The organism is Nocardia brasiliensis ATCC 700358, assembly GCF_000250675.2.
GTDB lineage: Bacteria > Actinomycetota > Actinomycetes > Mycobacteriales > Mycobacteriaceae > Nocardia > Nocardia brasiliensis_B.
In genome coordinates this window covers 5254843-5279509 of the sequence record NC_018681.1, presented here as the reverse complement: position 1 = coordinate 5279509, position 24667 = coordinate 5254843, and the positions used below count along the sequence as shown (strand labels likewise).

Here is a 24667-nt window from a genome sequence, read left to right as displayed (position 1 = left end):
CCACCCCGGAGATATTGCCCATGCGCACCCACACTCTCATCAGCGGGGCCGGACCCACCGGCCTGACCTTGGCCATCGACCTCGCTCGCCGCGGAATCCCGGTCCGGATCGTCGACAAGGCGGTGCGGCACGCGACCGGTTCCCGGGGCGATACCCTTCAGCCACGCACGCTCGAAGTCTTCGACGACCTCGGCATCATCGACCGCGTGCGGCATGCCGGTGCGCCGCAACCGATCGTCATCGCCTACCGTGCCGGCACCACGCAGCGCGAACTGCGCATGACCGACCCGAAACCGCCGAGTTCTGCTGTGCCTTATCCGAATCCGTGGACACTCGGCCAAGCCGATACCGAGGCGATCCTGCGCGCACGCTTGGCGGAGTTCGGTGTCGAGGTCGAACTCGCCACGGAATCAGCAGGATTCGCGGCTGACGACACCGGAGTCACGGCGACCCTGGTACACGCGGGAACCACCGAAATCGTCCGAGCCGACTATCTGATCGGCGCGGACGGCGCGCACAGCCTCGTGCGCCGCACGCTCGGGATCGAATTCGACGGTTCCACAGACGAATCCACCCGTCTGCTGCTCGGTGATGTCCGTGCCGACGCCCTCGATCACACGCACGGTCACTGGTTCGCTTCCGCCGACGCCACCACCGGGATCGTCTTCTCTCCGCTACCCGGGCGCCGGCACTTCCAAGTCGGCATGCCGCTGCACGCGGGGCTCGAACCCGGCCTCGACCTGCTCCAAGACGCCGTCGACACCTACTCCGGCCGCGCCGATATCCGCCTGACCGACCTGAACTGGTGCACTGTGTGGCGCCCGAACATCCGCCTGGCCAGACGATTCCGGTCCGGCCGGGTCTTGCTGGCCGGCGACGCCGCCCATGTCCACCCGCCCACCGGCGGGCAGGGACTGAACACCGGCATCCAGGATGCCTACAATCTCGGCTGGAAACTCGCCACCGGCGACGACGATCTCCTCGACACCTACGAGGTCGAACGCCGCGCCGTCGCCGCCGATGTCCTCGGCATCAGCACGGCATTGCTGCACCGCGCCACCAGCGGGGCCGAGGACGCCCACCGCCGGGACCATACTCACCAGCTCGACATCACCTATCGTGATCCGGCCGCCACCGGCACCCTCGTTCCAGGCGACCGCGCACCCGACGCATCCGTCACCGACACCGCCGGACAGCGCCTACGGCTTTTCGACCTCTACCGCGGGCCGCAGCACACCCACCTGTCCTTCGGCGAAAACGCGCCTTGCACAACCGATCCCGATGTCCACGTCTGGGTGGTGCACGGCCCAGGGCAGTGCCCGGACGATCGGGGAATCGGCCGCCACGTCATCGACACCGACGGTCACGCCTTCCGCGACTACGACGCTCGACCTGGAACTCTCATCGTCGTCCGGCCTGACGGCCATATCGCCGCGCGCACCGACCCCACTTCGTGCGGATGACCCTCGGACGGTCCTGGTGGAGAGCCGATGTGCAACACTGGCGCGGTGCAGCCTAAGCGCAGGATTCACTTCGTGGGCAGCTTGCCCGGACAGTTGGACACTCCAGAGAAGGCTATGGCGTTCGCCGTCGATACCGCCGGTGAATATCTGGACGGCGTACTACCCGGCGGTGAGGCGGATCCCTATCGCGCCCAGTGGTACATCAGGCCGATCATCGACCGGCTCGACAACATTCCGGCGCTGGCGCCCGTGCGCCGCGGGGATTGGTCGACGCTGCGTTCCCGCAACACCTTTCGGCTGAAGGAAGGCCGGTCGCTGACCGAAGCCGATCTCGACGCCGCGCTCGGCTATGCGGCGGAAACCGACCGCGCCCTCGAGGCGCTGGCTGACATGCGGCGAACCGATCCCGGCCTGCGCTTTCAGGTCGGCATACCGACGCCTTTCGTCATCGGCTTCATTGCTTTCGAGGCGCGGATGCTCGTGTGGCGTCGACGCTCGGCGCAGCGCGGTGCCCGAGCCTTCCCCTATTACCGTCCGATCGTCGACGCCACCGTCCGGGAAATCGTCCGAATCCATGAGAAGTTGGGGAACAACGTCGTCTTCCAACTCGAGCTGGCCGCGGAGACGCTCATCTGTGCGCGCATGCCCGGGGTCCTGCGGCAGGGCCCGGCCAACGCAGCGGGCCGCGCGATCGGCCGGCTCGTCGCCCGGGCGCCCCACGATGCCCACTTCGGCGTCCATCTCTGCTTCGGCAGTCTCGACGACAAACCGGCGGTGGCGCCGAGGTCGGCGGCGGCGGTCGTAGATCTGGCGAACGCGATAGCCCGATACTGGCCCGCGGGAAGACATCTCGATTTCGTCCACATGCCCATCGGCGACGGCAAACAGGCGCCGGTCCGGCCGCGGTACTACGCGCCCCTGGCCCGTCTCGAACTGCCCGCCGATACGCGTGTCGCCGCCGGGCTCGCGCATGCGGCGCAGCCGCTCGCGCAGGCCCGACAGGCGCTGGCGGTCGCGGAGGCGGCCTACGGCGGGCCGTTGGACGTCGCGGCGCCTTGCGGTCTAGGGCGCTATACGACCGTCGAGCGGGCGCGCTCCGCGGTCGCGCACGCGGTCGCCCTGGCGGAAACGGATCTGTGAAACGAACTTTGGTCACAGTGGCCGTTGTCGGTCGTCGCCCACCGAGGTGAACACGCGCAGGCATAGTGCGCACCGTGACGGGAACGATCCGAACCGCGGCGAAAGGCGCAGCCGCACGCCGGAATCGGCTCATCGGCGCTGCGAAATCGGCGTATATCGGACGGCCGGTGGCGTAGCGAACACCGTTGTGCCGGAGCGCGGTTCGCGCCCGGCACAGACCGAAGGGCCGGTTTGGAAGGGGCGATTCGGGGTACGGTGCCGCGAATTCCAACACATCCGCGTGCCAGATCCGTGGAGGAGCACACACCTGCGGGGGTGATCGGCTACGGTTACACCCGTGGTCGAAGCAACTGAAGGGCCTGCGCCGGAGAGCGACCGAAAGCCGGAACCGTTCGACCCCGGCGCGCTGAACTCTGCGCGGGTGTACGACTACCTATTGGGCGGGAAGGACTATCGCGAGGTCGACGAAGACATGGGCAACGAAATGCTCACTCGCGCACCCGAAATCAAGACCGTGGCGTGGTTCGCCCGCAGCTTCATGCTCAAGGCGGTCCAGATGGCTGCCGATGCGGGCATCCGGCAGTTCATCGATCTCGGCTCGGGTATCCCGACCTCGCCCAACGTGCACGAGGCGGCTCGCGAGATCGAGCCGTCGGCGCAGGTGGTGTACGTCGACTACGACCCGGTCGTGCACGCGCATTGTGACGCGCTGCTGGCCGGCCCGCGCGGTGTCACAGCACTATTGGGCGATGTTCGTCATCCCGACAAGATTTTCGATCAGCTGAAGAACCAGACCCTGATCGATTTCAACGAGCCCGTGGCCATCACCATCATCGGTGTGCTGCACTACGTGATGGACGAAGAGGGCCCCGGCGACATCATCGCGGCCTTTCGTGATCGGTTGGCGCCGGGCAGTTTGCTGGCGATCACGCACGGCTCCACCGATTCCGCCCCCGAGGTGCTCCAGGTGCTCACGGCTACCAAGGAAACATCCGCCCAGGTCTGCTTCCGGTCCCCGGCACAGACGAAGTCCTTTTTGGACGGCTTCGAGCTGCTCGAACCCGGTGTGGTCCCGGTGCAGGAGTGGCTGCGCCCCGACTTGCCGAAAACTCGGATGATCATGGACGCCGCCATCGGCCGCAAACCCTGAGAATCCGGCAGCAACAAGAGTAATGTCGGGTACGCCAATTTGTTGTTGGCCGCCTGCACATTCGAGCGTGCATCAGGTGCTGTCCCAGTCGATCAAGAGGATGAAACAATGAAGACCCTCACAACTGTCGCTGGTGTCGTGTCGTCGATCATGACGGTCGCCGTGGTCACGACCGGTGCCTCGGTTGTCAATGCCCCTATCGCCGCCGCCGCGCCGGGGGATCTCATCACCGACGATGTCCCGACCCTGGGCGAACTCGACGATCAGGTCGCGTTCCTGATCGAGCTGCCCGGCTCCGACGAGGCCAAGGCCGCCCATATGGAAGGCGGTACGCGGGCGGTCGTGGTTGCCCGCACCCTGTACAACATCGGCTGGTACCGCGCGCCGCGCGGATCGAACGAGATCACCGGCCCGGAAACCCACGAGGGCAACGTGCACACCGCCATGTTGCGCAGCAAGTCGGCGGGACAACCAGATCTCGTTGCGCGCGTGGTCTGGAAGCGGATCGATGGTGTCTGGAAGCTGTCCAACAGTTCCGTCTGCGAGGGCGTCAAAGCCGTCGGGCTGGCCATGGGCTGCGACTTCTGACCGACTCCGAACGCCGTGATCGAAATCCGTGACCTGACCCTGGGCTATTCCGGCGTCACCGTCCTCGAGGTCCCCGAACTGAGCGTGGCAGACGGGGCACTCACCTACCTCATCGGTCTCAACGGCACCGGCAAGACCACGCTGCTGCGGTGCGTCTGCGGCGTTATCACGCCCGCTGTCGGTACGGTCCGGGTCGACGACACCGTCGTCCGGGCCCACCACAGCACGCCGGCCTCGCTCGGCATGCACCTCAACTACCGGGCCTTCGACCCGCGCCACACCGCACGCCGGCACCTGCGCTGGATCGCCCGGGCTCGTGGACTGCGCACCGGCCGGGTCGACGACGTACTCGAGATCGTCGATCTCGTCCGGGTCGCCGATCGCCGGTTGGGGCACTATTCGCTCGGCATGCTGCAACGGGTCGGCATCGCCGCCGCATTGCTCTCCGAGCCGCAGACCCTGCTGCTCGACGAACCGCTCAACGGCCTCGACATCGCGGGTATCCGGTGGATCCGCGGACTGCTGCGCGACCTCGCCGATGCGGGGACGTGTGTCCTGGTCGCCACCCACCTGCTCGATGAGGTCGAACGCAACGCCGACCACATCGTCATCATCGGAAACGGACGCGTTTTGGCCGACCAGCCGTTCGCTCACCTCATGAACACCCTGGAGCCCGGCGAGGCCGGTCTCGAAGACGCCTACCTGCGCATCGCCGGACTGCCCACTCAACTCCCGTCGGGAGTGACGCCATGAGCGGCCCCGGCCCGGCCACCCTGATCCGCCGCGGCATCGCCGCCGAATGGACCCGCACTGCGGGACGCAGCTTCCTGTGGACCGTGTCCGTCCCCCTCACCTTCGCGCTGCCGCTGATCGTCACGTTCGCGATCGCCGCTGTCGCAGAACGACTTGCCGATCTCCCCGGGCAGAGTTACGTAGCCACGGTCTCCACCACCAACTCCGTGTACTGGGTGATCACCCTGTCCGTGTCGGTCATGATGGTCACCGCCGCCTACGCCCACGCCACCCAATGGCGCGGTCAGACAAGCGATCTCAACGCCTTCCTGTTTCCCCGGTCCTGGACGGTCGCGTTGGCCCGGTGGCTGTACTACGGCGCCATCACGGCGATAGCGACGACGGTGCTGCTCGTCGTCGTCATGGTCACGCTGCCCGCTCAGTTCCCCAAAATCTATGGGGCGGTAGACATTACGGACGCCGCCGGGATCCGGTTCCTCTGGACCGTCCCGAGCTACGCGTTCGCCGCATGCGGAGTGGGGATCGCGGTCGGGTCGGTGATCCGCACCCCGTCCGCCGCCATCGCCGTCCTGCTGTTCTGGGTCTATGTAGCCGAGAACTCCGTCAACCTGCTACCGCATGGCCTCACCCTGCAGGCGTACGCCCCGTTCCTCAACGCCGTCGCCGCCACGGGTCAGGAGGTCGCCTTCCTCCCGCGTTTCGGCCGTAACGGATCCCTGCTCTATTTCGTCGTCGTCGCCACGACCCTTTTCGTCGTCACGGCCGCCCTGCCGATCCTGCTTCGCCGCGTGTCCGGACAACGCAAAAGGACCCTCACCAAATCTGGCACACCCTGACCCGAGCGTCGTGGCTACGGCGTCGACTGTTCGACTGGGCTCTGTCTCGAAGTCCAACCGCGCCTGCCTAGTTCGGTGCACCTGCTGCGGGAGTTGCAGGGATAGTGCTGAGCACGTCGTGTGCCGTACCCGGCTGTAGGTGCAGGTCAGGTGTATTCGGTGGGGTTCCGGCGTGGTCATCTGGCTGTGGTGGCGTCTCGAGCGGCTTGGGAAAGACAGGGCGGTTGGGTAGCGGACCGTTTGGTCTGGACCAAGCGACAGATAGGTTGGGGATCACAGAGTTTTCGTACTGCTCACAGGGTTTATAGCTGCTGTGAACCGTATGGAAAGTCTGTGACCCCGTGACTCGCCCAGCAAAGCACGCCGAGCCATAACCCCACCCACCCGAAACCGCTGTTACCTCGTCAAGGAACTCTCGAAAACAGCACCACAGCCAGACGACCACGCCGGAACCCCACCTAATACACCTGACGTGCGCCTAAAGCCGGGAACCCCACCTGACGCGCCCAGCACCATCCCGGTAACTCCCGCGGCAGGCACACCAATCCGGGCAAGTCACACTTCGGCAGCCAGCCAACAAGCCCGAACGCAAGCAAACCAAGCGACAGTTAGCCCCGTGCCGACACGCGAAAGCCACACACCTGCACCACTTCTCGGGATCAACACCCCTTCTGGCCGCCCAGAAAAGGTGTGAATCCCGAGAAGTGGTGCAGCTGCTAATGGCCGGCCTCACCACTTCGAGACAGAACCTAGCCGGAGACTGGATCAACCTGGAGCGGAAGCCTTTTCATCACCGGGATCGGTCCCATGGCTCGCCCTGGCCTCTTGATCGGGACGGGCCGGAACTCCCACTTCGACAGCAGACTGAAGAGCGTGGTTTGCAACGCCATCCAGGCGAAGTTATTGCCGATGCACATCTGCTTGCCCATGCTGAACGGAGCGAAACTCCGGTGTTTCACGTCGGCGGCGGACCACCGATCGGGGTCGAAAACGTCCGGATCGGGGAAGATGTTCGGGTTGCGGTGAATGGCCGCCAGGCTGTAGCCGATATCGGTTCCGGCGGGGAATTCGAAACCGTCGAGTTCGACCGTGGTGACGCTGCGCCTTGTCTGCAGCAGTGCCGAATGGGAGCGGGTGACCTCGTTCAGGAACTGGTTCAGGTAGTCGAGTTTGTCGAGGCTGCTGGGACTGAAATCGCCTGCGGCGGAGATCTCTTCCCGCAGTCTCGAAGCCACCGCGGGATGGTGTGCCAGCTCGTACAGCGTCCAGGTCAGCGTGGCGGTCAGGGCGTCGATCCCGCCGAAGAGCACCGTCATGGCCTGCTCCACCAGGAACTCGTCGCCACGCTGTGCGGCTTCCGGTGAGTCCAGCAGGATGTCGATCAGGTCGTTCCGGCGGACACCACTGGCCCGGCGCGCGACCAGCAGCTGCCGGCAGAAGCCGCGCAGTCGCGCTCCTCCCGACCGGAAATTGCGGTTCACCGGCAATGGCAGGCTGGCCACCCGCTTCGGCAAGATACTGCCCACGATGGCGCCTGCGCCGATATCGCTGATCAGACCCGAGATGAGTTGGATGTCTTCGTCGCTGGGTTCGTGCGAGAACATGGACCCCAGCAGGTCGGTGATGACCAAACGCAACAGAACAGGAGTGAATTCGATGACCTGGCCCGGCTGCCACGAACTCGCCAACGCATCCGCGTTACGCTTCATGATGTGCGCGTAGCTTTCCAGCTCGGTGCGATGGAACGCCGGCTGGAGCATGCGACGAATATCGTTGTGTTCTTGGCCGTCCGCGACGATGAACGATTCCCCGAATATGAGACGAATGCGTTCGAAGAGGAGTCCGCGCTCGTAGGTGCTGGAATTCTCGATCAACACCCGGTGCAGGAGCTCGAAATCGGTGATCACATAGATGACCAGGCTGCCGATATCGACCCGGGCTATCTTTCCGACGCTGGACAGATCCACCATGAACTGGACCGGATCACGCACCAACCGCCAACCGTGTCCGACAACAGGCAAACGTCCGGGACCGCACGGGACGTCACGAAGGTCCACTGTGTCTTGCCCTTTCTCCGGGTAGGTCCAAGGTCAAGGACTTCGGCGGATCCGACCGCTATCGCTGAGGCCCGTTGTCGATCGATACGTTACCTTAGCTCGGATTTCCCTGACGGCGGGGGCGACAAGCGAAAACGTTTGTCCTACTGCGATCATCGCGGCACGGGCCACGCCGTTCGACTCCCTGCGGTGTACTGATCCGGGCCGCGATATGGACGGCGACACACTGAACTGTTACCTGTTCGGACTTGCGGCGGAACGATTTACGCGATAACAGCACCGAACAATGGCGGGGCGAAAATATTCGCCGCGCCGGGCGCGTCTGGTCCGGAGCGGGTGCATGGCTTGCGGCACTACCACGTCGCCTGCGCGATTTTCGAACCAGCGCAACAGGTTCCGCGCGAACAGGGGAGTCGCTCAGTGAGGCGCCGAATGGTTGCGGCGTCGTAGCTCGCGCACGCGGAGTTGGAGATGGGCGAGCAGCATCGCATCGGCGTCCTCGGGGTCCAGGCCGCAGACCTCCCTGATCCGCCGCATCCGATACCGCACGGTGTTGACGTGGAGCTGCAGTGTCTCCGCGGCGACCTCGGCCCGGCCCGCGCTGTCGAGGTAGGCCCGCAGGGTGGCCAGGAGCGGTCCCTGCGCTCCGTCCTGATCTGCCAGCACCCGCAGTGCGCCGACGAATTCGGGAAGCGCGATGGAATCGGCGTAATTGGCGAGCTGCAACAGATCCAGCTGCAGCAACGTACCGTCGAGATTCGCCACGGCATCGGCGGCGCTGGCGGGGTGGCACATCGTCCGCAATATTTCCTCGGCCTGAATACGCGCCTGGCTCAAATCCGAAACGGACTGGGCGGGCGGGCTCACCGCTATTCTGCAGGAAACGGGAAGCGGCGTTCGTCCGGCGAAGTCGGCAGCCAAGGATTGCGCCGCGGCGCATGCTTGCTGACGCGTCCGGTGCGGCCACGCGAGTATTCCGTAGACCATATGGTCCGATCGGATTGCCACGCCCGAGGTGTGTACCGCGGCCAGATAATGGGCGAGCGAATCCTCGATGCGGCGCAAATCGGCTGTTTCCGCGCAGATACCCGCGGAAGGCGTCGCGCCGCGAGCTGTCGCGGACCGTGCGAAGCCGAGCGCCAGCACCGACACCGGTCCCTCGGACAGGCCCAGCTTTTCCGCTGTGGCGATCCGGGTGGGCCCGCCGGCGATCAAGGCCTCGGCCAGTTCGCGGCGACGTCGCTGCGCTCGTCCGCACGTGTCGTGTCCCGCCGCCAGTAGGTGCGCGGCGACCAGTTCGCCGGCCGCGGTCAAGCGCTGGGACAGCCGGGCCGACAGCGGCTCCGATACGACGAGCCAGACGTAGCCGAGGACGGATCCGCCGCCCCGGACCGCGAGCGCCACCCGGGCCGCGGCACCGTCGCCGGCGACGCCCTGGGGGACGAAAACAGGATCGGGGCTGGTCCGCAGCCGCTCGAAGATGCCGTGCTGTTCCAGCGCGCGGAGATGTTTGCCGGGAACAGTGCGCGCGAAGATCGATTCGGTGCGCATCGGGTCGGCCGTCGTCTGCTGCGCGGACCATGCGAGCACAGTGGAGCGCCAGTCCTCGATCGTCACCGGGGCGCGCACCGCGGCGCTGATGGTGTCGGCGACCGCGAACAGATCGGCGGCGGCTTCGGCGGGGGACCATTGTCTTTGCACGTGCTCGAGTAGCTGTTCACGTAACGCACTGGCCAGATCCATCCAGGAAACGTCGGACCGGACCCGCACGATCGTCAGCGGCACCGAGGCGGGCAACGGCGGTATTTCGCCTTTGACGGCAACCGCCGCGGCATTGTGGCGCGACGCGTCGTAGACCACGTCATGCAGGCAATTCGCCCCGAGGTCGGCGGCGACCAGGATGAACGCCCCGTCTCGGGGAACACCGCGCACCGGATCGTAGAACTCGATGGTCGAAACCTGCCGATCGCCGAAACGGGCACCGGCGACCACGGTGAGCGGCTCCATGGCGAGGCTGCTGACGAGACTGTCGACCGTTGCTGTGCCGGTGAACACGAAGCCTGCTCCTTTGGTTCGAATGTCCCGCCGACCGACAGTACGGAACCGGGCCGCAGATCTGCCCGACGCCGTTCGGCATTGTCGAACGACGCGTCGAGTATCGCGGTTTGTCGAAACCGACAAACCGCGTATCGCACAACGTTGGCTTGCCACAAGAGGCCCGTGATCGTTTCTGGCACGCTGATTTATCGGCTGCTTATGCGAAGGGAAAAGAAATGTGCAAGGGATGGGAAAAAGACGCTGGCGCAGCGGCTTTCGCTACGGGCGTCACCCTCGTGCGGGCGTCTTGATCCGCGCCGGAGAAACGGCGGTATCGCTCGACTCGCTGACCGTGTCCTACCCTACGGCGAGCGGCGCGCATTGTGCGTTGTCCGAGCTGGACCTCACGGTCGAAAAGGGGCAATTCGTTGCCATTGTCGGCCCGACCGGTTGTGGCAAGTCGACCGTCCTGAACGCGGTGGCGGGCCTGTCGGCACCCTCGGCGGGGCGGGTGCTGATCGATGGGAAGCCGCTGTACGGTCGAAACCGCAAGGCGGGCTATCTGTTTCAGCGTGAGCCGCTGCTACCGTGGCAGACGGTGCTCGACAACGTGGCCTTCGGGCTACGGCTGCGGGGGATGCGCTCGGCGGAGCGGGAGCGACTGGCGCTGGAGTGGCTCGCCCGAGTCGGCCTGTCCGGCTTCGAACGTGCCTTCCCGCACCAACTTTCGGGCGGCATGCGCAAACGGGTGGCGCTCGCGCAGATCTGGATCGTCGATCCGGAGATCCTGCTCATGGACGAGCCGTTCGCCGCCCTGGACGTACTGACCCGGCAGGTGATGCAGCACGAGTTGCTCACGTTGTGGACCGGCAGCGCGAAGACGGTGCTGTTCGTGACCCACGACCTCGACGAAGCCATCGCGCTGTCCGATGAAGTGGTGCTGATGTCGGCCGGACCGGGCAGTCGCGTGGTCGGCCGCTACCGGGTGGACCTGCCGCGGCCGCGCGACCTGTTCGAGATCCGGGTACAGCCGGAATACGCGAAGATTCATCGCGCGATCTGGACGGCACTGCGCGACGAGGTCCGTAAGACCTTCGCCTATGTCGCTACAGCGCAATAGAAGTCGGCGTCAGGTCGCCGCGATCCGGATCGCGCAACTGGGGCTCGGGGCCATCGTGTTGCTCGGCTGGGAACTCGCTGCCCGATACGGGGTCATCGACGAATTCTTCTTCTCGCGGCCCGGTGATATCGCTGTCCGCCTGGGCGACTGGTTCGGCTCCGGTTCTATCTGGCGACATATGCGCATCACTGTGCTCGAGGCGGCACTCGGGCTGGGCATCGGCGGTGTCGCCGGTCTCGTGCTCGGCTTCGCCTTGGCCCGAATGCGATTCGTCGCCGCGGTGGTCGAGCCGTATGTGCGGATGGGCAACGCGCTCCCGCGTGTGGTGCTGGCGCCGATCTTCCTGCTCTGGTTCGGGCTCGGGATCTGGTCGAAGGTCGCGCTCGGCGTTTCGCTGGTGGTGTTCATCGTCTTCTTCAACACCTATCAGGGTGTGCGCGAGGTCGATCAGCTACTCGTCGACAACGCTCGGATGCTCGGTGCGACCGAGCGGCAGCTGTGGCGGTATGTGCTGTTGCCGAGTGCGTTGACCTGGATTCTCGCCAGTCTGCGCCTCAGTGTCGGTTTCGCGGTGATCGGGGCGGTCGTCGGCGAATACCTCGGTGCCGCGGATGGTCTCGGCTACCTGATCGCTCAGGCCGAGGGAACCTTCGACACCACAGGTGTTTTCGCGGGCATCGCCGTGTTGTGCGCGGTCGTGGTGGTCGTCGACGTGGGTGCCGATCGGGCCGAACGTCATCTGCTGCGTTGGCAGCCCGTGCGCGGCACGGCAATTACGAAAGGCAAGCAAGGATGAGAAAACACAGATGTGCGGCGGTGCTGCTGGCAGCGGTGGTGCTGGTGCTCGCCGTCGGCGGTTGCGGCCGGAAGCCGGAAGGCGGCCAGCGCATCGTCGTCGGAGTCGGCGGGCGGACGCTGCCGGTGTATCTGCCGCTCGTGCTGGCCCAGCGCCTCGGCTACTTCGGCGAGGAAGGAGTGTGGGTCGATATCCAAGGCCTGCAAGGCGGGTCGAAAGCGTTGCAGGCGTTGGAAGGCGGCAGTGTCGATGTCGTCGCGGGATACTACGACCACACCATTCAGATGCAGGCCAAGCGCCGGGCACTGACTTCGTTCGTGACCATGCTGAACCGGCCCGAGCTGGTGCTGGCGGTTTCGCCCGCGGCGAGTAAGCCGATCAAGTCCATCGCCGACCTTGCCGGTGCGAACGTCGGAGTCAGCGCGCCGGGATCGTCCACGGACTTCTTCCTGAAGTACGTGCTGAGCAAGCACGGTCTGGCGGCGGACGCGGTGCGCGTGCAGGCGATCGGGACGGCGGCGACCGCGGTGGCCGCGATGGCGCACGGCCGGGTCGACGCGGCGGTGCTGGTGGATCCGGCGTTTTCGCTGTTGCAACGGCGGGCCGGCGCCGACAAGGTCGAGGTGTTGCTCGACGCACGCAGCCGCGAGGGCGTCGAGCAGACCTTCGGTGTCTCGAAATACCCTGCCTCGGTGCTGTATTCGAGCAGCCGATGGCTCGACGGCAACCGAACGACAGCGACCGCGCTGGCCAAGGCGATCGTGCGGACCTTGCAGTGGATCCAGGGGCATTCCGCCGAGGAGATCGCCGCCCGGATGCCCGCGGAGTTCGCACAGGACGACCGGCCGACCTACGTCGAAACGATCGCCAAGATGAAGGACGGCTTCTCCACCGACGGGTTCCTCGCCGCCGACGGCGCCGAGGCCGTCCGCAGGGTGCTCGCGCAGTCCGACCGAACCGTCGCTACCGCCGAGATCGACCTGTCGCAGACCTACTCCAACGACTACCTGCCCAGCCATGCGTGAGGGCGGAAGGGATTCGTCGCGGCGCAGGCTGCTCGCCGTGCTCGCTGCCGGTGCGCTCTCGCTCACCGCAGGGTGTTCGCTGGACAACGACGAGGCAGAACGGCATGTCTTGCGTCCCGCGGCGAGCCCCGTGGTCCACGGCGGACCGCCGGTGCCGCCGTCCCGCCAGCCGGGTGTCGCACGGATTCCGATGCCCAGCGGGGTGGTATCGGCGATTCCGGGGGAGGGCGACAACATCGCGCTCACCATCGATGACGGCACCAGTGCGGACGTCGTCGCGGCCTACATCCGTTTCGCGAAGGACAGCGGCGCGCGGTTCACCTTTTTCGTCACGGCGTGTTACTCGTCGTGGACAGTCAACAAGTCGATGCTGCAGCCGCTGGTCGACCGAGGGCAGATCCAGCTCGGGAACCACACGTGGGATCACCCGGATCTGACCCGGCTTTCGGACACGGACGTGGCGGCTCAGTTCGCGCGAACCAAAGCGTTGTTGCGCAACAACTTCGGCGTCGACGGAACCCCGTTCTACCGGCCGCCGTACGGCTACCGCGACGCCAGGATCGACGCGCTCGCCGCCGATCACGGCTACGCGGTGCCGGTCATGTGGTACGGAACGCTCGGCGATCATCGCATCATCACCGAACAGGAGCTGGTGGCGAACGCTCGCAAGTACTTCACAGCGCAGTCGATCGTGATCGGCCATGCCAATCAACGACCGGTCACCCGAGTCTATGACCAGCTGCTGCAGATCATTCGAGATCGGCGCTTGACGATGGTCACGCTCGATGACGTGTTCGAGCGGAGGCACTGAGCCATGGTCTTCGTGGCGGAGGATGTCTCGAAAGTCTTTGTGGGCGAACAGCAGCCGGTGTGGGCGCTGCGAGATTGCTCGCTTCGGGTGGCGGCCGGTTCGCTGACCTGCGTCGTGGGTCCGTCGGGGTGCGGGAAGTCCACGCTGTTGCGCATATTGGGCGGTCTGGACACGCCGACGTCGGGGCGCGTGCGGATGCCGTCGGCGGAAGGGCGAATTCCGGCGTCCGCGTTCGTCTTCCAGGAGTACGGCGTGTTCCCGTGGTTGAACGTGCTGGACAACATCGCCTTCGGCTGCCGGATGGCCGGAATGCGGCGCGCCGAGTACACCGGGCGGGCACGAGAGTGGCTGGCGCGGACCGGTCTGGCGGGTTTCGAGCGTGCTTATCCACACCAGCTGTCGGGTGGCATGCGGCAACGGGTCGCGCTGGCACGCGCTTTCGCCCTCGAGACACCGGCACTGCTGATGGACGAGCCCCTCGGCGCCCTGGACGCGCAGACCCGGCTGCTGATGCAAGAGCAACTCGTGCAGCTGTGGGAGGCCGAACGCAAGACGGTCGTGCTCGTCACCCACAGCATCGACGAGGCGTTGCTGCTCGGCGATCACATCGCCCTCATGTCGGCGCGGCCGGGCCGGGTGGCAGCCGAGTTCGCCGTGCCGTTCGCGCGGCCGCGCAGCCTGGAACTCACCCTGACCCCCGAGTTCACCGCGCTGCGGCACCGGATCTGGACCGCGCTGCGCGCGGACGTGGCGGCAGCGGTGCAGGCCGGATGAGCGCCGAGGTCGACGCCATCCGGAGCCGTGAGCGGTATCGCCGCCGCCGCGACCTGCTGCTCGCGCTCGGCTGCCCGATCCTGCTGCTGGCCGGCTGGCAACTCGCGGCACGGCTGGACCTCGTCGACGCCCAGTTGTTCCCGCCGCCGTCGGCGGTCCTGACCCGCTGGGTGCGGCTCGCGGGCAGCGGCGAGCTGCGCGAGCACGTGAGCGCCACCCTCTACCGGCTTTCGGTCGGGTACTTTTCGGGTGCGTGCGGCGGTGTCGTCGTCGGCTGGGTCATGGGGCGCCGGCGCGCGGTCGCGGCGGCGCTGGGTCCGTTGTTCTCCGCCCTGTACGCGCTGCCGAAGGTCGCGGTATTACCGTTGCTGCTCTTGATTTTCGGGCTCACCGAAACGCCGAAGATCTTGTCGGTCGCGATCACGGTGTTCTTCGTGCTGCAGATCAACACCTTCGCCGGTATGCGCCAGATCGACCCGCGAATCCTCGAAGCGGCCACCGCCTATCGCGCCGTGGGCTGGCGGCTGTGGCGGTTCGTCCTGCTGCCCACCTGTGCGCCCGCCATCTTCACCGGCCTGCGCGTGGCCGCGGGGCTCGGGGTCGCGGTCGTCATCGCGGTCGAGTTCGTCGCGGCCAACAGCGGGATCGGCTACTTGATCTGGAACTCGTGGCAGCTGTTCCAGCCCGAACGAATGTATGCGGGCCTGTTGACCGCGGCCCTCCTCGGTGCCTGCCTCACCGGTGCCATCACCGCCGCGGAGTTCGTCGCCATGCCGTGGCGTCGCAGTCTCGAAAGGATCAGTGGAAGGAAACAATGATCGCCAAACGTCTTCTCTCAGCGGCCATTCCAGTTCTGGTGCTCGTCGCCGCCGGCTGTGGCGGCAGGGCGGCACAACCTGTTGCACCGGCAGGCAAAGTGACTGTCGCGCACGTCCCGTCCACCTTGTTCGCGCCGCTGTACGTGGCGGCCGGCAAGAAGTACTTCGCCGAGGAGGGTTTGACCGTCGAGTTACAGACCATGAAGGCGGGGCAGGACGCGATACCGCTCGCGGCGGCGGGCAAGGTGGATGTGGTCGTCGCCGGTTTCTCCGCCGGTCTGTTCAATGCCGTGCACAGCGGACTGCGCCTGAAAGTGGTGGGCTCCATGGGGATTGCGCCCGGGGATCCGCAAGCCTCGCCGTCCGCGTTGGAGGTCTCGAAGAAACTGGTCGACGCGGGCGAGGTGACCTCGGTGGCCGAGCTGCGTGGCCGCAAGGTGGCGGTGTCCGGCGGCGCGGCCGCCGCGGGCGGCTACCAATTGGCGGCGATACTGCGGCAATCGGGGCTCGCGCTGCGGGACGTACAGATCGTCAACATTCCCATCCCGGATCAGCGGACCGCGCTGGCGAACGGCGGCGTGGACGCGGCCTTGACGGCCGCGCCCTTCACCACCCGGATAGAGCAGGCCGGTATAGCGGTACCGCTCGCGGTACCCGCAGCGGGTGTCTCGGCGACCGGCGTCATCTATGGCGGTGCGTTCACCGAATCGCCTGCGGCGCATGCGTTCTTCCGCGCGCTACAGCGGGCGAGCCGGGATCTCCAGGACGGCGGCGTCAAGTCGCCGGAGAACCTCGCCATCCTCGCCCAGGCGACCGGCCAGGACCGTGCGGTGCTGGAAGCGACCCCGGCGTATCGCTGGCGACCCGATCTGCGCCCGGACGCGGAGCAACTGACCGCCCAGCAGCAGGCCTACCGGGACGCCGGACTGCTCGACTACACCGATGTCGTCGAGGCGGGCACTTACGTTTCCACCGCCTTCTCCGCCGGTTGACCACGCTCGGCGGCCGCGGACGGACTCCCGTCGTCGCCGAGTTCAGCTGCACAGCAGCGGGATTGGTCTGATCATGTGGTGGTTCCACCCGATGGCACCGAGTGGAACCACCCACTACGGCTTGTCCGTGCGTGGTCAGGACTACACGCACGGCCTGCCCGGTGAGCAGGAGTGCGCCTACGGTCGCGAGCTGCTGGGCAGCGGCGCGCGCTGGCATGAACTGCCAGGGGACCGCGACAATCCGGTTTTCGACGGTCGGACCACGTTGGTCGGGACCGCCGACCAGCGCCCGTACATTCTGCTTCCCGTCATTCCCCACGCGTAGTTTCTGGAACGCGCGCGCCGGTTCCGGCTACCCTCGGGCAACCAGGGGCAGCCGCGGCGGCATTCTATCGCACGCCGTTGTGGCCCAATCGGATAACGAATCCGGGCGCGGAGCTGCCGGAATGACAGCGAAGTGAGGCCGCCGTTATCCGCTGGTGTTAGGACCGGTGTTAGACACGATGGAGTGAAGTTGATTTCAGAACTGACTCGTTGGTTGGATGCGACCGATCAGGCCGCGCTCGTTGCGTCGGGAAAGGTGAAGCCGATCGATCTGGTCGAGGCCGCGATCGACCGGATCGAGGAGCTCGATCCGGCCCTCGGCGCGGTGCCGTTGCGCTATTTCGACCAGGCGCGCGCGGCTGCGGTGGATCCGACCGGGCCGTTGGCCGGCGTTCCGTTCCTGATCAAGGACCTGCTCACCGACGTCGAGGGCCAGGTCTGCACCGACGGCAATGTCGCGCTCGCGGCGCAGGCCCGCCCGGCCGCGGCCGACGGTCCGTTGGTGGCGCGTTTGCGGGCGGCGGGGCTGATCTTCGCCGGACGGACGTCGACTTCGGAGTTCGGTACCGTGCCCGCCGCCGATTCGGTCGCCTGGGGCGCCACCCGAAACCCTTGGAACACCGCACTTTTCTCGGGTGGGTCCAGTGGCGGAGCGGCCGCCGCGGTGGCGGCGGGGATGGTGCCCGCCGCCCACGGCACCGATGCCGGGGGCTCGATCCGTGTCCCGGCCTCGTGTTGCGGACTCGTCGGGCTCAAGCCCTCCCGGCCGGCCGGGCAGGCGGTCGCTTCGGTGTTCGACCTGGTCGCCGAGTCCGCGGTCACCCGCTCGGTGCGCGATTCCGCTCTGCTGCTGGATATTTCGCGGGACACGTCGGGCGCGGGCGGTTATCTCGCCGCCTCGGGCGTCGAGCCGGGCACACTGCGCATCGGGGTGCTCGACACCCGGCCCGACGGGTCCCCGGTGGCTCCGGAATGTGCTGAGGCAGTGCGCGTCTCGGGGCGGCTCTTGGAATCGCTGGGCCATCACCTGGAGCCCGGATTCCCGGCGGCACTGGGTGATTCGACATCGGACGGCCTGTTCGGGACGTTCTGGTCGGCGGGCATGGCCACGCTCCTCGACGACCTCGCGCGCCGGTTGGGCCGCGAGGTCACCGAGGCCGACGTCGAACCGCTCAACTGGATGCTCGGTGTGCTCGGCGCCCAGGTGACCGAGGCGCAGCGACAGGCCGCCGTCGAGGGCGTCGCCGGTTTCGCCGGGGCGGTGCTGAGCTGGTGGGACGAGTACGACCTGCTGCTCACCCCGACCCTTGCCGAACTACCCCTGCCCTCCGGCGCCCTGCTCTCCGACGCCGCGGACCCGATGGCGGCGCTGGGGCGCAGCGTGCAGTTCTCGCCCTTCACCCCTTTCGCCAACTTCACCGGCCAACCCGCGATCAGCCTGCCCCTGCATACCACCGCCGACGGCCTGCCCATCGGCATACAGTTGGTCGCCGCTCCCGGCCGCGAAGATCTGCTGCTACAGGTCGCCACGCAACTGGAGATCGCGGCACCCTGGCGGGATCGTCGCCCCACCGTGTAGCCCCGCGTCGTTCTGTGCTGTTCTGTCGCAACGGCTTTGCTGCGCACCCGGGCTCTGCAACAGGCCGTTTCACGCATTGTCTGCTGCCGCATGGCCTTTGAACGGATCTGGATCGCCGGCAGCAGAGGTTCCGCTCAGGTAGCGGAAGAGCATCGCGGTGAGTTCGTTCTCGAAACGGGGGAGCGCGATCGGCTCGTGAGACGCAATCAGGTGGTGCACAACCAATTCCACCGTGGAGACGACCAACCGGGCTGCGGTGTAAGTGTCGACGACCCGGACCTCTGGATGCCGGTCGAGGATGTGCTGGAGGTAGGCGACGCGCTCTTCTCCGTGCGCGGCGATCTTCGCCAAGAGTTCGGCAGAGCGGGGGGTCTGCTCCATCATCACGCGCAGCAACTGCGGGTCGTCGAGATGGTTCTCGATCGCCGCCCGCACGAACATCCGCATCGTCTCGGCCAACGAGTCGGGCAGTCGCTCGTTGCGGAGCCGTTCGACGGTGGCCGCGCCCGCGTCGAGATGGCGGGTCATCAGCTCGACGAGGATCGCGTCCTTGTTCGGGTAGTACTGGTACAGCGAGCCGATCGAGATCTCTGCCTGCTCGGCGATCCGGTTGGTGGTACCGGCGGCGTAGCCGTGCTCGGCGAAAACTCGCGCGGCCGCGGTGAGGATGCGCTGTCTGGTGAGTTCGGCCCGATACTGGCGCGGCTGTTTGCGGGGGTTGAGCCGGCGCTGGTCCGTCATCGAGGCACCTCCGGGAAAGCGAGTAATTGCTCATAGTAGTTTCCTGGCCGGCCCCTGGTGCGGATCACGGGGATCTGCGCTCGTCGCGCCCGACTACCCGTGCTCGCCCGCCGAGCGCGTCCGTGGTTGCATGTGGGTGCGCAGGACCGGGCGGAGGATCATGGGATACGACTGCACATTGCATCTGGTGGACGAGGACGCGATCCGGGAGCAGTTCGTGCCCCGGCTGCTCGGCAGCTCCAGCGGACCGACGGTGTTGGATCGAGTGCATCCGGATGCGGAGAATCTTTGGCGGCAGGTGCGAGAACTGCTGCTGGGCAAGGACGGACGGGCCGCGGCAGCCGCCGTGTCCGTCGCGGCGGTCATGTTCAGCGCCTCGATGCTGCCCTACCGATACGAGCGCGGACTGGCGCTGAGCCTCGCGTTCGAGACGGGGCGGGTGTTCCCGGATTCGGTGTTCCTGACCGAGGCCGCGTATGCGCCGGACGGGCTGTTCGCCGAAGTCGTTGCGGCACATCCGCACTTGAGCGGGCAGTTCTCGTCGGGATGGTTCGGTGGGAACTACACGACCGGCCTCTACGTGCCCGCTGCCCATGTGGCGGAGGTGCTGGCGTGGGTCGAAGAGCAACTCGTGCCCTTGCCGAAGGGCGAGCAACGTCAGTATCGAGGGATCGTGGCGACGCTGCGGGCCGCGGTGGATCGCAAGCTGGGATATTGGGAGGCAACCGATCTCGCGGTGCCCGCGGCCGGGGAGTTCCCCGGTGACCCGGAATTGATGTGGGCGCAGTACCTGGGCAACGACGGGACTGCGGCCGTCGCGGTGGAGACCGCACCGGCCTCGTCGATCGCGAGTGTCCTCGACGATATCGTCGACGGATTCCTGTTGTCGCACAGCGCCGGTCGCACGCCACGGGTGGAATTGTGGGATCTCTCGGCATGGCCGCCGCGTTTGTCGTTACAGCGCAACGAATTCTGGGTGGCGGCCGCGCGGTCGCCCAGCGGTGGGTGGCTCGCGCAGTCGACCGCCGACACGAAAGCGCGCCCACGCGTATTCGGGCCGATCCTGGTGGACGGCTCGGACGACGCGCCGCGCGTGCTGCTGCCTGCCAAAGGACCCGGCGACGCCGACCTCTACGCGCACGAATGCTACTTCCTCGGTGCACGTCCCGTGGTGTTGTACGAGGTGAAGACGCACCTGCTGCGATTCGGCGGGATGAATGTCGGTGACCCGCTGCCCGGCCCGCTGTGGCTCGCGGAATCCGGTGTGTGGGAAGCGATTCCGGGAATCCCCGACGCTGCCGTGGTGAAGAGTGCGCTCGGCGACGCGGCGCGCCCGATGACCGGCGCCGCCCGGCTGGCCGACGGCAGCTCCGTATTGATCTGGGACGGAAACGGATACGAACTGAACGCGGCAGGCACCGGCTGTGTGCGTGCGTTCGACATGGCTGCGCAGCGCTCGTTCGTCGAGTTCACCTCGGTACCCGCCGGAGACGACGGATTCTTCTATCTGTCCGATCGCCGCCTGCACGAGATCCATCGCGCAGGGACTCCGATCCGGCACGGCGAAGCCTGGACGAACGTGATGGCGGTGCGGCCGGGGCCGGACGGTGGGCTGCTGCTGAAGTTCGGCGGTAACGACGAAGGCGACGTCGGGGTGCTCTACTTCCCGGACGACCGCACGTACATCCCGCTGCCGCCGGAGATGTTCGACGACAAGTCCAGCTACTCGGCTCTGTACTGGAGCGAGGGGTCCGATCATATCGTGGTGGTCGGCGGTGGCTATGTCGCCGTGCGGGCGGATGTTGTGCTCGCGCGGCCGAGGTCGGCGTTGCCGGAGTGACTCCTGCGGGCCGCACCGATTAGTTTCGTCGCCACGCGCCGTCTATTCGGTATGACCACACCCACCATCGGCAGTCTGCTGTTGTCCAGCACCGACCCGGCACGCTTGCGTGACTGGTACGCAACCGCTTTCGCGGTGAAAGTCGACCGCACGCCCGGCGACCCTGGCTACGAGGTGCTCGATTTCGGCGGCTTCTACGTTTTCATCGACAGCCGCGACGACGTCGGGGACACCAACCCCGAACCGGGACGAGCGATCCTGAACGTCGACGTGGACGACGCGCGCGCGATCGCAGGCCGCATCGACGACCTCGGCGGGCGGTGGCTGGCCGAACTCGAAGACCGCGACGGCAGTCTGTTCGCCACCGCGATCGACCCCGACGGCAACTACATCCAGCTCATCCAGCTGAGTCCGCAACACCGCGCCGAAATGGCAGAAGGGGGCAAATGATGCTCGCCGACAGCAAAGCCTTCAGCGGTTTCTCCGTGGACGACATCGAGGCGGCCAAGGCCTTCTACGCCGAGACCTTGGGCCTGAAGGTCTCCGAAGAGCACGGAATGCTGCAACTGCACCTCGCCACCGGCGCCACAGTCCTCGTCTACCCCAAACCCGACCACACCCCCGCCTCCTTCACCATCCTGAACTTCCCGGTCCCCGATATCGACACCGCCGTCGACGCCCTGACCCGCCGCAACGTCCACTTCGAACGCTACGACTTCGCCGAACAAGACGAAAAAGGCATCCATCGCGGCGGCGGCCCCCTGATCGCCTGGTTCACCGACCCCGCCGGAAACCCCCTCTCCATAATCCAGGAGTAGTCGCCGGTTCGGGAACCGTTGTCTGCCTGCCGACTGGTGGTAGCTGAACGCAGCTACCACCACTCGTTTCGTCGGGCTTTCCCTCGTGTGGGACCGTTCCCGCTGCGCGATCTCCCCGCGTCGAATGTGCTCATCAGGCGGGTAGTGCGGGTGGGGAAGTGGAGTAGTTCGCTACTCAGGACCGGGGGTAGGGGTGCTTCTACCTTTCCAGTACAGACATCGGTGGCGGGCGTTTCGCCGACCGGAACTGGAGGAGCAGCATGTCCAGCAAAATGTTCGAGAAGGCAGTTCTCGGGGCCGCGATAGGCGCGTTGAGTGCGACCGCTTTGGTCGTGACGGCGGAGCCGGCGGGGGCCGTCCCGGTCTGTGGCCAATACGGATTCAACACGCAAGCGACGACTATCGACCAGAGCAATGGCTGGCTCGTGTATTTCCTGAATTCGGGGGACATTCAGCAAACGCATCAAGGGCGTGCGATCACGTCGATGAAGAACGGCGCGAACCTCAAGGGCGGAAACATCAGCGACGCCACCATCACCGGCCGCGACGTCCGATTCACCATACAGTGGGACGACACCGGCTTCGCGCACTACTCCGGCCGGGTGGACGACGACGGTTTCGCTCGTGGACTCGGTTCCGGCGCAGCGCCTTCCGCGTCTGCCTGGAGTTCGACGCGACCGTTTCCCTGCCTTTCGCAGCAGAACGTCGCGACCGTAACCGAGGACGTCGACGTCTACGACGCGCCAGGCGGCGCCGGAGACGTCCTCGGCGTCCTGCGCCAAGGCCAACAGGTCACCCTCGTCGGAAACTGCAACAGGAACGACTGGTGCCAGGTCACCGGCCCCGCCGTCCCCGGCGGCACCGGCTGGGTCTGGGGCGCCCTCCAGTTCTGAAACCTGCGGGCGCCCATGCTTGCTCATCCATGGCAATCATGGGCGCAGACGTACAGGTAAGGCGGTCAACCCCCGGATGGCGAAGCTTGTGCGCCAAGTGGGTTCGTCGGTGGGCGAGAGTGCCAGATCAGGGTAGCGCGCCAGCAACTGCTCCAGTCCGATGCAGCCCTGCATGCGGGCCAGGGGTGCGCCGACGCAGAAATGGATCCCGTGCCCGAACGCGAGGTGCTCGGTGTTGTTGGGACGATCGATGTCGAACAGGTGTGCATCAGCGAACCGGCGAGGGTCGCGTCCCGCTCCTGCCACCGACACGACGATCAGCTCCCCGGCGGCTATCTCGATGCCGCCCAGCGTGATTGGTGTCGTCGTGTAGCGGAACGTGGTTTCGCTGGTCGGCGACCTGAATCTGAGGACCTCCTCGATGAACGCTGGAATGCGTGTGGCGTCACCGCGCAGTTGCTGGCGAGAGTCCTTGTCGGACAACAGGGTGACCACCGCGTTGCCGATGAGGTTCGCGGTGGTCTCGAAGCCTGCCACCAGCAGGACGAGCACCATACTGCGCAGTTCACGTGGCGTGAGACGTTCGCCGTCCGCACCCGCTGCGATGAGTTCGGAGAGCAGGTCCGCCCCTGGTTCGGTGGTGCGTGTAGCTATGAGGTGATCTATGTAGGCGACGAACTCTGTTGCGGCCGTCATCCGATCGCGAGCGGCGTGCTCGCTGGACACAATGACAGTCGACCAGCTCTGGAACCTCGCTCGGTCCGGGTTGGGCACACCGAGTAGCTCACAGATCACCGACATCGACAGCGGTACCGCGTAGCGGTCGAGCAGATCCACGACTTCGCCGGCGGCGGCGATTTCGGTGAGCAGAGTGTCGGCGATTTCTGTGACGCGCGGAGCGAGGCCACGCACCGCACGAGTCGAGAACGCTTTGGTGAGCAGGGAGCGCAGGCGTGTGTGCTCGGGTGGATCGTAGAAGACGAGCATGTGCTCGAAGGGGCCGGCCTGGAGCTGGTGACCGGCCTTGTTCGCTTCGAGCGCTGCCCGGGCGCCCGCCGAGCCCAGCCGCTTGCTGATCCCCGGATGACCGAAGGCCGCTTTCGCCTCGGCGTGGCCGGTGATGAGCCATCCGGTACTGCCGTCGGGAAACGTCACTCGGTTGACCGGCCCCCGGGTGCGCAATGCGCCATAGGCACTCTGCGGATCGCGGTAGAAGTCGGGGGACAGCACGAAAGGGCGGGCCGGGTCGGCGGCCAATCCATCTGCCGCCGTGGTAGTTTCGATCTCCATCCGCCGACGCTATCAGCGTCGGGTCGACGTCCGCTTCGGCCGCCGGAAAGGCCGGGCGCTATCCCGTGTCCGCTTGAAAAGTCATGGCCCACATCATCGGTCTGTCACCAACGGGTAGACAGAAGGTGTCGGTGACCTCGAATCCGAATCGCTCGTAGAAGCCGACGTTCTTCTCTCGGGTGCAGACGAGGTAGGCGGCGGTGTCGGGTGATTGCGTGAGGCGGTCATCGACGAGCCGGGCGGCGTAGCCGTGCCCGCGGTGGGTTTCTGGTGTCCCGAGGTTGGCCAGGTACCAGTGCAGTGGCATCGCGGGATGGTGCGCGTCCAGTGTGCCGCGGACTGCGATCGCGGCGCGCGTCCGGAGGCCCAGCGCCGGCAGGAGATCGGGTATGGCGCGCAGGGTGCGTGCGAATGGTTGATCCCATTTCCCTGGCGGATCCCAGACCGCGACACCACCGAGATGACCGTCCGGGTCGGCGGCGACCTGCACGCCGCCACCGGGCACATGAAAGTGGCGCAGGGAGGCGGCGAAGTAGCGGGGGAGCGCGCGGTGTCGTTTCCGAGGGTCCGGCCAAATCGCAGCCATAACTGGATCTTCGGCGAAAGCTTCCGCGAGTACACGTGCGCAGGCGCCGATGTCGACCGGTGCGGCGGTGCGGGTCGTGATCGACACGGCGGTACCTCCTTGCTTGCTATTCGATGCCGGTGTGTGTGAAACCCGAAGCAGGTCAACGTTATACGCTTATTCGACCGTTGTCCTCGAAGTGGAACCGACTCAGCGCGGCTGTTGGGCGCAAACCTTCAGCCGTGGATTACCCCGGT

General features: G+C 66.4%; 24 protein-coding genes. 19 read left to right on the top strand and 5 right to left on the bottom strand.

The window, feature by feature from the left end:
- Window positions 1–20 precede the first annotated feature (20 nt).
- The 6 genes from O3I_RS23175 to O3I_RS23150 all read left to right on the top strand — a co-directional run bounded on the left by O3I_RS23175 (window position 21) and on the right by O3I_RS23150 (window position 5930).
- A complete protein-coding gene (locus O3I_RS23175) occupies window positions 21–1463 on the top strand; it encodes an FAD-dependent monooxygenase (protein WP_014985417.1) in 1443 nt (480 codons plus the stop codon).
- 72 nt (window positions 1464–1535) lie between these two features.
- A complete protein-coding gene (locus O3I_RS23170) occupies window positions 1536–2603 on the top strand; it encodes a hypothetical protein (RefSeq protein WP_141692045.1) in 1068 nt (355 codons plus the stop codon).
- Between the two features lie 337 nt (window positions 2604–2940).
- Window positions 2941–3753, top strand: a complete 813-nt coding sequence (locus O3I_RS23165) for an SAM-dependent methyltransferase (RefSeq protein ID WP_014985415.1) — start codon at window positions 2941–2943, stop codon at window positions 3751–3753.
- Between the two features lie 108 nt (window positions 3754–3861).
- Complete coding sequence (locus tag O3I_RS23160) at window positions 3862–4341, top strand: hypothetical protein (protein WP_014985414.1); 480 nt, start codon at window positions 3862–3864, stop codon at window positions 4339–4341.
- 15 nt (window positions 4342–4356) lie between these two features.
- The gene (locus O3I_RS23155) at window positions 4357–5094 is read left to right on the top strand and encodes an ABC transporter ATP-binding protein (RefSeq protein ID WP_014985413.1); all 738 of its coding nucleotides are present in this window, start codon (window positions 4357–4359) and stop codon (window positions 5092–5094) included.
- Complete coding sequence (locus O3I_RS23150) at window positions 5091–5930, top strand: hypothetical protein (protein ID WP_014985412.1); 840 nt, start codon at window positions 5091–5093, stop codon at window positions 5928–5930. Before O3I_RS23155 ends, O3I_RS23150 begins: the two co-directional genes overlap by 4 nt.
- Window positions 5931–6679: 749 nt before the next feature.
- Here the strand turns inward: O3I_RS23150 and O3I_RS23145 are convergent.
- Both O3I_RS23145 and O3I_RS23140 read right to left on the bottom strand, forming a co-directional pair.
- Window positions 6680–7987, bottom strand: coding sequence for a cytochrome P450 (locus tag O3I_RS23145; protein ID WP_081594085.1), 1308 nt, complete (start codon window positions 7985–7987; stop codon window positions 6680–6682).
- Window positions 7988–8404: 417 nt separating this feature from the next.
- Complete coding sequence (locus O3I_RS23140) at window positions 8405–10042, bottom strand: PucR family transcriptional regulator (RefSeq protein ID WP_014985410.1); 1638 nt, start codon at window positions 10040–10042, stop codon at window positions 8405–8407.
- A 229-nt stretch (window positions 10043–10271) separates the two neighbouring features.
- Here O3I_RS23140 and O3I_RS23135 point away from each other — a divergent pair, with 229 nt between their 5' ends.
- The 9 genes from O3I_RS23135 to O3I_RS23095 all read left to right on the top strand — a co-directional run bounded on the left by O3I_RS23135 (window position 10272) and on the right by O3I_RS23095 (window position 18263).
- Window positions 10272–11144, top strand: coding sequence for an ABC transporter ATP-binding protein (locus O3I_RS23135; protein ID WP_081594084.1), 873 nt, complete (start codon window positions 10272–10274; stop codon window positions 11142–11144).
- Window positions 11125–11940, top strand: a complete 816-nt coding sequence (locus tag O3I_RS23130; RefSeq protein WP_014985408.1) for an ABC transporter permease — start codon at window positions 11125–11127, stop codon at window positions 11938–11940. Before O3I_RS23135 ends, O3I_RS23130 begins: the two co-directional genes overlap by 20 nt.
- Window positions 11937–12965, top strand: a complete 1029-nt coding sequence (locus tag O3I_RS23125) for an ABC transporter substrate-binding protein (protein ID WP_041562794.1) — start codon at window positions 11937–11939, stop codon at window positions 12963–12965. Before O3I_RS23130 ends, O3I_RS23125 begins: the two co-directional genes overlap by 4 nt.
- Window positions 12958–13776 carry a polysaccharide deacetylase family protein gene (locus O3I_RS23120; RefSeq protein ID WP_041562793.1) on the top strand — a complete coding sequence of 273 codons (819 nt, stop codon included), beginning with the start codon at window positions 12958–12960 and terminating at the stop codon, window positions 13774–13776. The genes O3I_RS23125 and O3I_RS23120 overlap by 8 nt, the downstream gene beginning before the upstream one ends.
- 3 nt (window positions 13777–13779) lie before the next feature.
- Window positions 13780–14550: an ABC transporter ATP-binding protein gene (locus tag O3I_RS23115; protein WP_014985405.1), complete on the top strand. Its 771-nt coding sequence runs from the start codon at window positions 13780–13782 to the stop codon at window positions 14548–14550.
- Entirely contained in the window at window positions 14547–15368 is an 822-nt protein-coding gene (locus O3I_RS23110) for an ABC transporter permease (protein ID WP_014985404.1), read from the top strand. The genes O3I_RS23115 and O3I_RS23110 overlap by 4 nt, the downstream gene beginning before the upstream one ends.
- Window positions 15369–15466: 98 nt before the next feature.
- Window positions 15467–16360: an ABC transporter substrate-binding protein gene (locus tag O3I_RS23105; RefSeq protein ID WP_014985403.1), complete on the top strand. Its 894-nt coding sequence runs from the start codon at window positions 15467–15469 to the stop codon at window positions 16358–16360.
- A gap of 91 nt (window positions 16361–16451) precedes the next feature.
- On the top strand, window positions 16452–16685 hold the full coding sequence (locus O3I_RS23100) for a hypothetical protein (protein ID WP_193364879.1): 234 nt from the start codon (window positions 16452–16454) through the stop codon (window positions 16683–16685).
- A gap of 183 nt (window positions 16686–16868) precedes the next feature.
- Window positions 16869–18263, top strand: a complete 1395-nt coding sequence (locus O3I_RS23095) for an amidase (protein WP_051066730.1) — start codon at window positions 16869–16871, stop codon at window positions 18261–18263.
- Between the two features lie 69 nt (window positions 18264–18332).
- Here O3I_RS23095 and O3I_RS23090 read toward each other — a convergent pair whose 3' ends face one another.
- Entirely contained in the window at window positions 18333–19004 is a 672-nt protein-coding gene (locus tag O3I_RS23090) for a TetR/AcrR family transcriptional regulator (RefSeq protein WP_014985400.1), read from the bottom strand.
- A gap of 160 nt (window positions 19005–19164) precedes the next feature.
- On the opposite strand from O3I_RS23090, the gene O3I_RS23085 reads away from it, so the two are divergent.
- The 4 genes from O3I_RS23085 (at window position 19165) to O3I_RS23070 (ending at window position 22555) form a co-directional block, all read left to right on the top strand.
- Complete coding sequence (locus O3I_RS23085; protein ID WP_014985399.1) at window positions 19165–20844, top strand: hypothetical protein; 1680 nt, start codon at window positions 19165–19167, stop codon at window positions 20842–20844.
- Between the two features lie 51 nt (window positions 20845–20895).
- On the top strand, window positions 20896–21294 hold the full coding sequence (locus tag O3I_RS23080) for a VOC family protein (RefSeq protein ID WP_014985398.1): 399 nt from the start codon (window positions 20896–20898) through the stop codon (window positions 21292–21294).
- The gene (locus O3I_RS23075; RefSeq protein WP_014985397.1) at window positions 21294–21662 is read left to right on the top strand and encodes a VOC family protein; all 369 of its coding nucleotides are present in this window, start codon (window positions 21294–21296) and stop codon (window positions 21660–21662) included. The genes O3I_RS23080 and O3I_RS23075 overlap by 1 nt, the downstream gene beginning before the upstream one ends.
- Before the next feature lie 260 nt (window positions 21663–21922).
- Window positions 21923–22555, top strand: a complete 633-nt coding sequence (locus O3I_RS23070) for an SH3 domain-containing protein (RefSeq protein ID WP_014985396.1) — start codon at window positions 21923–21925, stop codon at window positions 22553–22555.
- Between the two features lie 36 nt (window positions 22556–22591).
- Here the strand turns inward: O3I_RS23070 and O3I_RS23065 are convergent, their stop codons facing one another.
- Together O3I_RS23065 and O3I_RS23060 are read right to left on the bottom strand one after the other, a co-directional pair.
- Window positions 22592–23845, bottom strand: a complete 1254-nt coding sequence (locus O3I_RS23065; RefSeq protein ID WP_014985395.1) for a cytochrome P450 family protein — start codon at window positions 23843–23845, stop codon at window positions 22592–22594.
- A gap of 58 nt (window positions 23846–23903) precedes the next feature.
- Window positions 23904–24518, bottom strand: a complete 615-nt coding sequence (locus tag O3I_RS23060; RefSeq protein WP_014985394.1) for a GNAT family N-acetyltransferase — start codon at window positions 24516–24518, stop codon at window positions 23904–23906.
- Window positions 24519–24667 lie beyond the last annotated feature (149 nt).

Excerpts from the sequence above, each read along its gene's own strand:
- O3I_RS23130 (WP_014985408.1), top strand. The coding sequence starts at position 11,125 with ATGTCGCTACAGCGCAATAGAAGTCGGCGTCAGGTCGCCGCGATCCGG.
- O3I_RS23115 (WP_014985405.1), top strand. The coding sequence starts at position 13,780 with ATGGTCTTCGTGGCGGAGGATGTCTCGAAAGTCTTTGTGGGCGAACAG.
- O3I_RS23080 (WP_014985398.1), top strand. The coding sequence starts at position 20,896 with ATGACCACACCCACCATCGGCAGTCTGCTGTTGTCCAGCACCGACCCG.
- O3I_RS23100 (WP_193364879.1), top strand. The coding sequence starts at position 16,452 with ATGGCACCGAGTGGAACCACCCACTACGGCTTGTCCGTGCGTGGTCAG.
- O3I_RS23110 (WP_014985404.1), top strand. The coding sequence starts at position 14,547 with ATGAGCGCCGAGGTCGACGCCATCCGGAGCCGTGAGCGGTATCGCCGC.
- O3I_RS23075 (WP_014985397.1), top strand. The coding sequence starts at position 21,294 with ATGCTCGCCGACAGCAAAGCCTTCAGCGGTTTCTCCGTGGACGACATC.
- O3I_RS23070 (WP_014985396.1), top strand. The coding sequence starts at position 21,923 with ATGTCCAGCAAAATGTTCGAGAAGGCAGTTCTCGGGGCCGCGATAGGC.
- O3I_RS23160 (WP_014985414.1), top strand. The coding sequence starts at position 3,862 with ATGAAGACCCTCACAACTGTCGCTGGTGTCGTGTCGTCGATCATGACG.
- O3I_RS23150 (WP_014985412.1), top strand. The coding sequence starts at position 5,091 with ATGAGCGGCCCCGGCCCGGCCACCCTGATCCGCCGCGGCATCGCCGCC.
- O3I_RS23135 (WP_081594084.1), top strand. The coding sequence starts at position 10,272 with ATGGGAAAAAGACGCTGGCGCAGCGGCTTTCGCTACGGGCGTCACCCT.
- O3I_RS23065 (WP_014985395.1), bottom strand. The coding sequence starts at position 23,845 with ATGGAGATCGAAACTACCACGGCGGCAGATGGATTGGCCGCCGACCCG.
- O3I_RS23085 (WP_014985399.1), top strand. The coding sequence starts at position 19,165 with ATGGGATACGACTGCACATTGCATCTGGTGGACGAGGACGCGATCCGG.
- O3I_RS23125 (WP_041562794.1), top strand. The coding sequence starts at position 11,937 with ATGAGAAAACACAGATGTGCGGCGGTGCTGCTGGCAGCGGTGGTGCTG.
- O3I_RS23120 (WP_041562793.1), top strand. The coding sequence starts at position 12,958 with ATGCGTGAGGGCGGAAGGGATTCGTCGCGGCGCAGGCTGCTCGCCGTG.
- O3I_RS23175 (WP_014985417.1), top strand. The coding sequence starts at position 21 with ATGCGCACCCACACTCTCATCAGCGGGGCCGGACCCACCGGCCTGACC.
- O3I_RS23090 (WP_014985400.1), bottom strand. The coding sequence starts at position 19,004 with ATGACGGACCAGCGCCGGCTCAACCCCCGCAAACAGCCGCGCCAGTAT.